This window comes from Vibrio sp. Vb1127 (assembly GCF_033338735.1).
Lineage (GTDB): Bacteria > Pseudomonadota > Gammaproteobacteria > Enterobacterales > Vibrionaceae > Vibrio > Vibrio alginolyticus.
The window spans coordinates 11659-23372 of the sequence record NZ_JAWOTF010000020.1 but is presented as its reverse complement, the minus strand read 5'-3'; the positions used below and the strand labels follow the sequence as shown (position 1 = coordinate 23372).

Here is an 11714-nt window from a genome sequence, read left to right as displayed (position 1 = left end):
AATGGCCCGTCTTAATCATGCTTGTTTATCCAATCAACCTTTAGACCTTTGGCTAACTTAACAGTTTATTAACATAACATTTTACCCCTTTATTCGCTGCAAAAGCCCATAGCATGGAGATTCTTCATTTTTAACACCCCGACTAAAGTTGAAAAGAGTTATTGCCAACACCTTGCTAATGTACATATTGAAACATTTCATTAACAACAATACCAATCGTAAGGAGACGGCAATGGCATTTGAAAGCGAAGAAAGAGCCAAAGCCTATTGGGACAAAAACGTGAAGCTCATGATCGGCCTAATGGTCATCTGGTTCGTCGTGTCTTTCGGCTGCGGCATCTTATTTGTCGACGTACTAAATCAATTTCAACTAGGCGGCTACAAACTCGGTTTCTGGTTTGCTCAACAAGGCTCCATCTATGCCTTCCTAGGAATTATTTTCTATTACGCATGGAAGATGCGCCAAATTGACCGTGAATTCGGCGTGGACGAATAAGGAGTCACTCAGATGGATTTGAAAACTATTACCTACCTGGTCGTTGGCGCCACGTTCATCCTGTACATCGGGATTGCTATTTGGGCTCGCGCCGGCTCAACCAAAGAGTTTTATGTTGCTGGTGGCGGTGTAAACCCGATTGCAAACGGTATGGCAACCGCAGCCGATTGGATGTCCGCAGCGTCGTTTATCTCAATGGCAGGCTTAATTGCCTTCATGGGCTATGGCGGCTCAGTATTTCTAATGGGTTGGACTGGTGGCTACGTTCTGCTTGCGCTGTTGCTAGCGCCTTACCTACGCAAATTTGGTAAGTTTACGGTGCCAGAGTTTGTTGGTGAACGCTTTTACTCCAACACAGCACGTATCGTAGCGGTTGTTTGTCTTATCATCGCATCAGTGACTTATGTTATCGGTCAGATGAAAGGCGTAGGTGTTGCGTTTGGTCGCTTCTTAGAAGTGGATTACTCCACCGGCCTATTAATTGGTATGTGTATCGTTTTCATGTACGCGGTTCTTGGCGGCATGAAAGGCATCACTTACACGCAGATTGCTCAATATTGCGTACTCATTCTTGCTTACACTATCCCTGCAATCTTTATCTCTCTGCAACTCACTGGTAACCCAATCCCACAAATTGGTCTGGGGAGTACCATGGCTGGTACCGATGTCTATCTACTCGATCGGCTTGACCAAGTGGTGACCGAACTCGGATTCAGTGAATACACGACCCAAGTACGTGGCGACACACTTAATATGTTTGTCTACACCATGTCACTGATGATTGGTACTGCCGGTCTACCACACGTAATTATCCGTTTCTTTACCGTGCCGAAGGTTCGCGACGCACGTACATCAGCAGGCTGGGCTCTGATCTTCATCGCAATCCTTTACACTACTGCACCAGCGGTATCAGCGATGGCTCGTCTCAACCTAATGAATACGGTAAATCCAGCTCCGGGTCAGCACCTAGCGTATGACGAGCGTCCTGCGTGGTTCAAAAACTGGGAAACAACTGGACTACTCGGTTTTGACGATAAAAATGGCGATGGCAATATCCAATACACTTCAGATGCGTCCACCAACGAACTGCGCGTTGATAACGACATCATGGTATTGGCTAACCCAGAGATCGCTAAACTACCAAACTGGGTGATTGCACTTGTGGCAGCAGGTGGTCTTGCAGCTGCACTATCTACCGCAGCAGGTTTACTACTCGCCATTTCTTCAGCTATTTCCCATGACTTAATCAAAGGGGTTATCAATCCGAACATATCCGAGAAAAAAGAGCTACTTGCTAGTCGAATATCAATGGCAGTAGCGATAGCAGCCGCAGGCTATCTCGGTTTAAATCCGCCTGGATTTGCCGCAGGTACGGTAGCACTCGCCTTTGGTCTTGCCGCTTCATCCATCTTCCCTGCATTGATGATGGGCATCTTCAGCAAGAGCATCAACAAAGAAGGCGCAATCGCCGGTATGATTGCGGGTATCAGTATTACGCTGTTCTACGTATTCCAACACAAAGGCATCCTTTTCGTTGCTGATTGGAAATATCTAGAAAGCTGGGGAACAAACTGGTTCCTAGGTATTGAGCCAAACGCGTTTGGTGCTATTGGCGCACTATTTAACTTCATCGTCGCATTCGCTGTATCCAAAGTAACAGCAGAAACGCCACAAGAAGTAAAAGACCTAGTCGAACACGTTCGCGTGCCAGTAGGTGCTGGTAGTGCAGTGGATCACTAAAAACTAATCAAAACCACAAAAGCCCCGTTTGGAACCAGCCGTCCGGGGCTTTTTTATTCTCACTTTTCAGTTACCATATTCGCAGTATGTCGTTGCAAGGAAGCCAAGATGTTCAAAAACAAGCACTTTATTCTCGCTCTACTGATTGCGCCAGTTCTCTCTTTGATCGCTTACTTCGGTACCGATATGGCCCTCAGCGAGAAGCCCCACGCGGCGCAAGAAGGGGAAACTTACAAACTCGCGAGTAAGTCTAATTGTCGTTACACCAGCGGTCTGTGTGATATGGAAAATGGCGATTTTAAAGTGAAATTTCGCTCGGAAAAACTCACTAAAAATAACTTAGAATTGTCACTCAACGCCGCTTACCCACTCGAAGGGGTTAAAGTTTCTATTGTGAGTGACAAAGAGAAAAACGCTCAACCGATTGATATGAAGCCCGCCGATCAAGCAGGCCAAAGCTGGTACATCACCTTACCAAAGCCTGCATCTGCAGAAAGCTGGTTAAGAGTCGTCATTCAATCAGGCGGCACACTGTATTATGGTGAAACGCAAACCGCATTTGTGAAGTACGAAACCTTATTTACTGAATAACGCTGACAAGCTAATTCACCGGCCTTCAAACGACAGTGACTTAGTTTCACTCAGCATAAATGAATTCCTACTCAGCCGACGCCTTTGCGTCGGCTTTTGTTTCCGTAAGTCTTTCTTCAACAACCTCTTACTCTAAAAAGGGTTGCCAACTCACAAGTTAATTGATAATAATTATCATTACATTTAATGAGAGGTGGTTATGGACAACAAACGGGACATCTTTAACGCATTTTTTAAAGCCCAAGATAGATTCCTTCTCGCCGCACCACATGGCTTTGAGCCAGACGTGATTCATGACTATATTCATTGGGGAATGGTGTTGTCTTCCTGTTATGAACACGATGCCGATGAAGAAAATCTATTGTTGTGTGAGCTGTTTTTACGTCAGGTTTATTTCCATTTACTAGACGCAATTCAAGACTCAACTCGCAGTCGTATCTTCCGTCGTGTCTGTCTCGATTCTATCCATACGCCATTATTTTGCCTCAAACGCTATTACTACCAGTTTGAACAAGGCGACGTGAAATTTCTCGCACTACAACAACAATTACGCCTGATTCAAATCTCACTCGATTAACCAAAAGGATCCCTACCATGAGCACCGAATTCCGCATAGAAACTGACAGTATGGGCGAAGTAACGGTCCCTGCAGATGCTCTCTACCAAGCCCAGACTCAACGCGCCGTCGATAACTTCTCATTCAGTCAACATAAAATGCCATCTGGTTTTATCAAAGCGTTAGCATACATCAAGCAGACTGCGGCACTCACCAACGCACAGCTAGGGCTGCTTGAGGGAGATATTGCCAACGCGATCGCTGACGCAGCTCAAGAAATTATCGAAGGCAATCATATTGAGCAATTCCCAATTGACGTGTTCCAAACGGGATCAGGCACTAGCTCAAATATGAATGCGAATGAAGTAATTGCAACACTGGCCTCCCAGCATCTAGGCGGCACTGTCAGCCCTAATGATCACGTCAACATGGGACAAAGCAGCAACGATGTGGTACCGACGGCCATTCAAGTTAGCGCAGCATTAGCCATTGAAAAACAGCTCTTCCCGGCCCTGTCACACCTAAGCCAAACACTAGAGTCTAAGCAACAAGCATTGAAAGATGTTGTAAAAACCGGTCGCACCCACTTAATGGATGCGATGCCAATTACCTTTGCTCAAGAACTTGGCGGTTGGCAGTTCCAAATCGAGCATGCAAAACAAGCGATTGAACAAACACTTCCTGCTGTAAAAGCCTTAGCCCAAGGTGGTACGGCGGTTGGAACGGGGATCAATGCCGATCCACGCTTTGCAGACTTATTCGCTAGCAACCTAACCCAGTCAACTCGTATTCAGTTCACGGCCAGTGATAACTTCTTTTTCAATTTAAGCAGTCAAGATGCGATCGTCGCTCTGTCGGGACAGCTCAAAACAGCAGCAGTTGCGATCATGAAGATCGCAAACGATCTTCGTTGGATGAATTCAGGCCCATTGGCTGGTTTAGGTGAAATTGAATTACAAGGCTTGCAACCGGGTTCTTCCATCATGCCTGGCAAAGTAAACCCTGTGATCCCAGAAGCCGCAGCTATGGCATCAGCGCAAGTCATTGGTAATGACACCACCATTACCGTCGCAGGCCAAGCGGGCAACTTCCAGCTTAACGTCATGCTGCCAGTTATTGCTCATAACGTATTGGAGAGCATCGAGTTACTCTCTAACAGCGCAACCGCTTTAGCTGACAAAGCCATTGCGACGTTTGAAGTTCGCCAAGATAACTTGGATGTAGCACTCGCCAAAAACCCAATTTTGGTCACGGCTCTCAACCCGGTCATTGGTTACCTAAAAGCGGCAGAAGTCGCGAAAAAAGCCTACAAACAGGGACGCGCGATTATTGATGTCGCGGAAGAAGAAACTGATTTGGATAGAGCCACACTAGAGCGATTGCTTAATCCAGCCAAACTGACCCAAGGCGGCGTCGCAGAATAAACGGCAAACTCAGCCTATCAACTAAGATTACAAATATCGAGACCTCCATTCGGAGGTCTCTTTTATAGTGATTTTTCAAACACTCCAATCCTAAGCGACTCGATTGAGCACCGAACGCAGCTTAAGCGGCTTAACTGGCTTAGCAATAAAGCTGAACCCATTTGCTTTGATGCCATCAAGCATATCATCGGTACGATCTGCACTGATGATGACGCCTTCAAAGCTGTGGCCTAATCTCAGGCGGCATTGCTGTAGCACTTCTAAACCAGTACGACCATCATCAAGTCGGTAATCGGAGAAAATTACATCCGGAATCCAACCATCCTCAAGCGCTTGTAGACTTTCAACTAAATCAATCGCAACTCGTGTATCGCAGCCCCATCGGGAAAGTAAGTTTTCCATGCCGACTAGAATGTCAGGCTCATTATCGACACATAGGATTCTCAGATGACCAAGTTCAGATTGCTTATTCATCGCCACGTGAACTGGATGAGGCTGAACATGATCAGCTTTATCTAGGGTGATGGAAAAAACACTGCCTTTTCCAACCCAAGAGCGCATCGAAATTTCATGCCCAAGTACCTGAGCAATTCCTTTCGAAATCGCCAAACCAAGTCCGAGACCTTGGTCGGAACGAACTTGAGTTCCGCGATTAAACTCTTCAAAAATCTCTTGCTGCTTCTCTTCTTCAATCCCCACTCCATTATCCCATACATCAATACGCACTCGCCCTTTCACGCGGCGAACACCGAGTGCGACTTTGCCATTCGGGTTATAACGAAACGCATTGGTCAGGAAGTTTTGCACCACACGGCGCAGCAGTTTGGGATCCGACTTAACCATGAGTGAGGACGGAATCATGGTGAACTCTATACCTTGCTGTTTGGCTAACGCACTAAACTCAGCATTCAAATTCGATAACACATCATTTAACGCAAAGCCATGCACGTTGACTTCCAACTTGCCCGATTCCAAGCGCGAGATATCCAGCAAATCTCCAATTAAGTCTTCGGCAGCCTCTAAAGCACTTTCAATGTGTGCTGACAGCTTTTTGGCTTCGCTGTCTTTGGCGACTTCCGATAGTGAAGATGCGAATAGACGCGCCGCGTTGAGCGGTTGCATCAAGTCATGGCTTACTGCCGCCAAGAACCGTGATTTGGACTTCGATTCCAAATCCGAGCGCTGCGTCGCTTCCACCAGCTGCTTGTTAAGTTGTTCTAATTCTCGAGTCCGCAGACGTACCCTTTCTTCCAATGTCTCGTTGGCGTCTTTCAGTGCTTGCTCTGCATCACGGAATACGGTGATGTCGGTAAAGCTCATCACAAAGCCACCACCTGGCATTGGGTTACCTTGCACCTCTATCACGCGACCATCGGGACGAACCCGAGAAGAGGTGTGCCGAGTCCCTTGCTCAAGGTGATAAACACGGCGACGGACGTGGTCATCAGGGTCACCAGGGCCACACAACCCCTGCTCTGCATTGTGCCGAATCACATCCGCAATCGGTCGACCTACTTGAATCAGGCCTGGCGGAAATTCAAAGAGTTCTAAATAGCGTTGGTTCCACGCAACCAAGCGTAGTTGCTTATCGACGACCGCAATACCTTGTCCAATATGCTCAATCGCGCCTTGGAGTAAACCCCGACTAAAATCGTACAGTTCAGAGGCTTCATCGACGATAGTCGCCACCTCTTCAAGCTGCATGTTTCTTCCTTGCAGAGCGGAAGTAAGTACTAACTTAGCAGAAGATGCTCCAAATACCCCTGCTAGCACACGCTCCGTATGCCGAATCAGAGAAGATGGCGCTTGTTGATTCGGCATCAACTCTTCTCGTTGCTGGCTCCAGTAGGCTTGAAACGCCGCTTTAACTCGCGTTCGTCCTACAAATCTGGATGCTAGCATTTCCAGTTCTGCAACCGTAACGCGGCTCTGGTACAGACTCATATTTTCGCTTTCAGGCAACGGTGTACCAACGAATGATGCCGATTGTAAGCGCTCACTTAGGCTTGGTCGGGTAGCCATAGAAACCACAACAAAACACACTGCATTAGCGACCACGCTGAGGATCATCCCCCAATCTGAAATCGCGATATCAAAACTAGCCAATACCTCTGGTGGCGTAATCAACCAGATCAGGAAGTTATTACTGGAGTCTCCGGCAAGCATGTCTGTTTGGCTCATTAACGTAATCAGCCAGGTAGCAAAACCCACCGCGAGGCCAACATACACACCTTTCTTATTCCCTTGACGCCAATACATACCGCCAACCAGCGCAGGAGCGAATTGCGTGATAGCCGCAAACGAGAGAAAGCCGATAGCAGAAAGTGAATGAATGGTGTCCAACGCTTGATAGAAACACCACGCGCCAATCAACAAAACTAAAATCAAACCACGGCGGATCCGCAGTAATAATTCAGAAAAATGGTGGTGGTTACGCTGCGTCAGTCGCATGCGACGCAATAGCAATGGCATAACCAAGTCATTCGAGACCATGATCGCTAAGGCAATCGTCGATACGATAACCATGCCGCTTGCCGCTGAAGTACCGCCTAAAAACGCAAGCAAGGCGATTTCACTCGCCCCTACCGACATCGGTACACTGATGACATAAGTATCAGGCGAAGCGCCACTCAAGAGACCTTGCCCTACCCACGCAATAGGTAAAACAAAAATCCCCATTAAGATCAGATAAATGGGGAACAACCAACGAGCCACGTGCAAATCTTGAGCACGTTCATTTTCCACCACCATCGTATGGAATTGTCGCGGAAGGCAAACGATCGCCAGCATCGTGAGTACAGTATGAATCAATATAGTCGGGATATTTGGTGACTGATACGTCTGTGCGGCAACATCAATTAAGCTCAAATTCTCGGTGTTCATCGCCAACCAAACAATGAAGACACCAACCACTAAAAAAGCCAGCAGTTTGATAATGGATTCGAAGGCAATTGCCATCATCATCCCACGATGGTGTTCCGTGTTATCAATGTGGCGGGTACCGAATAGCATCGTAAAAATCGCCAATGCGACCACAACAAACCACGACACGCTATCGTTTTGATAACCAAAATCAGTAGCCAGCTCCGGAGCAATGATTTCAAGCCCCATAGTGATACCACGCAGCTGTAAAGCAATGTACGGCAAAATTCCCGCAACCGCTATGAGCGTAACAACCACGGCCAAGCCTTGGGATTTACCGTAGCGTGCTCCGATAAAGTCAGCAATCGACGTGATGTGTTCCCGTTTAGCAATCAAAATAAGCCGAGCTAAAACGCGCCATCCGATGGTAAACACTAAAATGGGGGCAATATAGATGGGCAAGAAAGACCAAGGATTACTGCTGGCCTGCCCGACCGTGCCGTAGAAGGTCCATGATGTACAGTACACCGCAATGGAAAGACTATAAATCCAAGGCCGCCAGCGCGCTAGCCACCTTTTCTGAATGTCGCCGTACCACGCGATGATAAATAAAGCTCCCAAATACGCTAAAGAAACGGGAACCACCAGCCATCCTTGCATCCGATATCCTTTCTTGCCTTTCTTGCTACTTTTAAAGCAAGAGAATAAAAAAACCTCTCCATGAGGGAGAGGTTTCATTTAACACTGCTTTGATAACGGAGACAAAGCTTAGTTTTTAACCTTTGTTACATAAGTCTAATTCTGTGTTTCAAGTGGCTTGTCTGATACATCAACCACCTGATGTGGGTCTTGCGAATCAAGCTTGACGAACAGAGCCAATAACCCCATCGCGGCCATGCCCCAGAACACAAGCGGTCCCCAGTGCTCATAACCCCAGCCACTCAATACGGTCATTAACGCGATAAATGCGCCCAACGGAATCGCGTTATACAACGCTTGCAACGCTACGATCTTATTTTCTTCGGAGTTTTGGATATATTGGATCGCGGCAATGTGTGCGGTAGCGAAAGTCACACCATGCAATAGTTGAACAATCACCAAAGCAATAATTGATGTTGTCGACGCCGTAATCCCCCAACGCATCATTACACCAACGGCAGCAGCAATAAACAGCGCGCGTATTGACCAACCTACGAATAAACGCTTACTCAGTGCAAACACTGCCACTTCTGCGGCCACCCCCAAGCTCCATAAGTAGCCAATGACATCTTCCGAGTGACCAGCGGCCTTCCAGTGAATCGCACTAAAGCCGTAGTAAGCCGCATGACTGCCCTGAATTAGTGACACCAACACTAAGAATTTTAGTATCGGCTTGTCGGTCAAAAGAGCGGTCAGCTTTGGACGTTCTGCGCTTTGCCCACCGTGCGTTACAGGCATTGGGTTAGTCGGTCGCATAGCAAACAGCAACGAGATAAACACGCCGCACATCGCAGTGTACAAGATCATATCGGAGCCAAATTCAGCCACCAGGTAGCCCACTGCCGTCGAGCCTGCGATAAAGGCGATCGAACCCCATAGCCGCGTGCGGCCATAATCGAGCATTTTCAGGCGAGCGTAGTAATTTGCCATCGCGTCCGACAACGGAATAATCGGTCCACAACAAAGATTGAACAACACTGTCGCTAGTGCCATTAACCAAAAGCTACCACCCGTAAAAAAGTGAAATCCAACAAAAAGGAGGGCAGCGAAACTCAACCAACGTAAAGCAGGCATAAGATGTTCGACTTTGTGTACTCGTGGGGTGATCACGATATTGGCAACACAACGTGTCGCAAGGCCTAACCCGACCAGCAAACCGATATCTGTCGAAGATACGCCCTGATCCTTAAACCAAAGTGACCAAAATGGCAGATACACGCCATACGCAAAGAAGAATCCGAGAAAGTACTGGGAAATCCAGCCATACGGAGAAGGTTTCAACATTACAAATATCCTAAAACGGGAACACCAACGTTCGAGCCGGGAATTATGGATCGCCATGCGTATTATAAAAAGGGAAGAATAAGAAACTTATCGTTTCCTCGATGGAATACTAACTTTGCGACATTTGGCATCTTCAAGCGAAAACATCGTAATTTAGACCAAAGTCGTCTGGCTTCCGGTAAGAAATTTGTCAGACTTAGAGAGTGTTCCTTCCATCATTATTGGGTGTTCTCATGCCTGACAAATTTAACATGCAATCTCCACCGTTCGATCGCTTAACTGAAGCACAACAAACGCGACTGCGATCGTCTCTGGACGTCGCCTACTATCGAGCTCGAGATGTTATTTTATCCTGCGGACAGAAGAACCCCCACTTACATATTCTGATCAAAGGCGCGGTAGAAGAGCGCTCCAACGATCAACAGGAAGTGTTCGCACATTATGCCAACGACGATATGTTCGATGTACGCTCGTTACTTGAAGACAAGGTACGTCATCACTACATCGCGCTTGAGGACACGCTCTCTTACCTACTGCCGAAAGAAATTTTCCTTGCCCTTTACAACGAAAATGGCCAGTTTGCAGCCTATTTCGATAACAATTTATCGAAACGGCAAGAGCTCATCGAAGCGGCCCATCAACAGCAAAACTTAGCGGAGTTTATTCTCACTAAAGTTGACCGCAGCATTTATCACCCACCGATGATCCTCGAACCAAATACACCAATTAACGAGGTAACACGTTCCTTAAAAGAAAATGGGATTGACGCTGCATTGGTTCAACTCCATGGCGATGATCCACGATTGGAAAAATGGCCATCAGCCCACCCGTACGCAATAGTGACTCGTACTAATATGCTGCATTCTGTGATGTTGGATGGTTGCGCGCTCGACACACCAGTGGGTGAGATCGCGAGCTTTCCTGTTTATCACGTTGATGATGGTGACTTTCTATTCAACGCCATGATCACAATGACCAGAAACAGAATGAAACGCCTCATGGTATGTGAAGGTAACAGAGCCGTTGGCATGCTGGATATGACCCAAATTCTTAGCGCGTTCTCAACCCACTCTCACGTGTTAACGCTCAGTATTGCTCGAGCAAGCAGCGTGGTAGAGCTCGCTTTGGCCTCAAACCGCCAACGTCAATTGGTCGAGAGCTTATTGAAAAACGGCATCCGCACTCGCTTCATCATGGAGCTGATCTCAGCCGTAAACGAGCAAATTATCGAGAAAGCGTTCGAGTTAGTAATACCACCAGCCTTGCACGACCATTGTTGCTTGATCGTACTCGGCTCTGAAGGCCGAGGAGAGCAAATTCTCAAAACCGATCAAGACAATGCCCTGATTATTCAAGATGGTCTGGAATGGCCTCATTGCGAACAAGTTATGCAATCCTTCACACACACACTACAACAGCTCGGTTATCCACTTTGCCCTGGTAAAGTGATGGTTAACAACCCGAAATGGGTCAAAACACAGCAAGAATGGATAAGCACCCTAAACCACTGGATAGCTAAAGCTGAACCACAACAAATCATGGACTTAGCCATTTTCAGTGACGCCCATGCTGTTGCTGGGAATTGCGAGCTGCTGGCTCCAATTGCGGCGCATCTTCGTGACACAATGAAAGATCGCATGTTGATATTGTCTGACTTTACTCGCCCTGCCTTGCAGTTTTCGGTGCCCCTAACTCTATTTGGCAACGTAAAAAGTGCTAAAGACGGATTGGACATTAAACGCGGCGGTATTTTCCCAATTGTACACGGCATTCGCACCTTGTCTTTGGAATATGCCATTGAGGAGAAGAACACGTTTGAGCGCATTGAAGCTCTGAGAAATAAGCGCATCTTAGAACCCGAAACAGCAGATAATCTCAACGAAGCACTAAAATTGTTCTTTAAACTTCGCCTTAACCAGCAACTCAAAAAGCAAGAAGCGTTGAATAACATTGATATTAAACAACTGGATAGAACTGAGCGTGATTTGCTTCGCCACAGCTTACATGTGGTGAAGAAATTTAAGCAATTTTTAGGCTTCCATTATCAAATTCGTGATTAACC

8 protein-coding genes are annotated in these 11714 nt (G+C 46.9%); 6 read left to right on the top strand and 2 right to left on the bottom strand.

All coding sequences use genetic code 11. From position 1 onward, the window contains the following. Nucleotides 1-232: 232 nt before the first annotated feature. The 5 genes from R7H07_RS19595 (at nucleotide 233) to R7H07_RS19575 (ending at nucleotide 4807) form a co-directional block, all read left to right on the top strand. Nucleotides 233-496 (top strand): DUF4212 domain-containing protein, encoded by a 264-nt coding sequence (locus tag R7H07_RS19595; protein ID WP_005382373.1) that lies wholly within the window; start codon nucleotides 233-235, stop codon nucleotides 494-496. Between the two features lie 12 nt (nucleotides 497-508). Continuing rightward, entirely contained in the window at nucleotides 509-2236 is a 1728-nt protein-coding gene (locus R7H07_RS19590) for a sodium:solute symporter family protein (protein WP_005382372.1), read from the top strand. 108 nt (nucleotides 2237-2344) lie between these two features. Continuing rightward, nucleotides 2345-2827: a hypothetical protein gene (locus R7H07_RS19585; protein ID WP_005382371.1), complete on the top strand. Its 483-nt coding sequence runs from the start codon at nucleotides 2345-2347 to the stop codon at nucleotides 2825-2827. 199 nt (nucleotides 2828-3026) lie between these two features. Next, nucleotides 3027-3404, top strand: coding sequence for a hypothetical protein (locus tag R7H07_RS19580; RefSeq protein WP_005382370.1), 378 nt, complete (start codon nucleotides 3027-3029; stop codon nucleotides 3402-3404). Nucleotides 3405-3421: 17 nt separating this feature from the next. Next, a complete protein-coding gene (locus tag R7H07_RS19575; RefSeq protein WP_206960025.1) occupies nucleotides 3422-4807 on the top strand; it encodes a class II fumarate hydratase in 1386 nt (461 codons plus the stop codon). Between the two features lie 90 nt (nucleotides 4808-4897). Here the strand turns inward: R7H07_RS19575 and R7H07_RS19570 are convergent, their stop codons facing one another. Together R7H07_RS19570 and R7H07_RS19565 are read right to left on the bottom strand one after the other, a co-directional pair. Next, a complete protein-coding gene (locus R7H07_RS19570) occupies nucleotides 4898-8329 on the bottom strand; it encodes a PAS-domain containing protein (RefSeq protein ID WP_206960028.1) in 3432 nt (1143 codons plus the stop codon). 135 nt (nucleotides 8330-8464) lie between these two features. After that, nucleotides 8465-9652: a 3-phenylpropionate MFS transporter gene (locus R7H07_RS19565; protein WP_206960038.1), complete on the bottom strand. Its 1188-nt coding sequence runs from the start codon at nucleotides 9650-9652 to the stop codon at nucleotides 8465-8467. Between the two features lie 233 nt (nucleotides 9653-9885). Here R7H07_RS19565 and R7H07_RS19560 point away from each other — a divergent pair, with 233 nt between their 5' ends. Continuing rightward, nucleotides 9886-11712 carry a DUF294 nucleotidyltransferase-like domain-containing protein gene (locus R7H07_RS19560; RefSeq protein WP_158156983.1) on the top strand — a complete coding sequence of 609 codons (1827 nt, stop codon included), beginning with the start codon at nucleotides 9886-9888 and terminating at the stop codon, nucleotides 11710-11712. Nucleotides 11713-11714 lie beyond the last annotated feature (2 nt).

Bases quoted from the DNA above. Each gene is read 5' to 3' on its own strand.
- R7H07_RS19575 (WP_206960025.1), top strand. From the start codon at position 3,422: ATGAGCACCGAATTCCGCATAGAAACTGACAGTATGGGCGAAGTAACG.
- R7H07_RS19570 (WP_206960028.1), bottom strand. From the start codon at position 8,329: ATGCAAGGATGGCTGGTGGTTCCCGTTTCTTTAGCGTATTTGGGAGCT.
- R7H07_RS19560 (WP_158156983.1), top strand. From the start codon at position 9,886: ATGCCTGACAAATTTAACATGCAATCTCCACCGTTCGATCGCTTAACT.
- R7H07_RS19595 (WP_005382373.1), top strand. From the start codon at position 233: ATGGCATTTGAAAGCGAAGAAAGAGCCAAAGCCTATTGGGACAAAAAC.
- R7H07_RS19565 (WP_206960038.1), bottom strand. From the start codon at position 9,652: ATGTTGAAACCTTCTCCGTATGGCTGGATTTCCCAGTACTTTCTCGGA.
- R7H07_RS19580 (WP_005382370.1), top strand. From the start codon at position 3,027: ATGGACAACAAACGGGACATCTTTAACGCATTTTTTAAAGCCCAAGAT.
- R7H07_RS19585 (WP_005382371.1), top strand. From the start codon at position 2,345: ATGTTCAAAAACAAGCACTTTATTCTCGCTCTACTGATTGCGCCAGTT.
- R7H07_RS19590 (WP_005382372.1), top strand. From the start codon at position 509: ATGGATTTGAAAACTATTACCTACCTGGTCGTTGGCGCCACGTTCATC.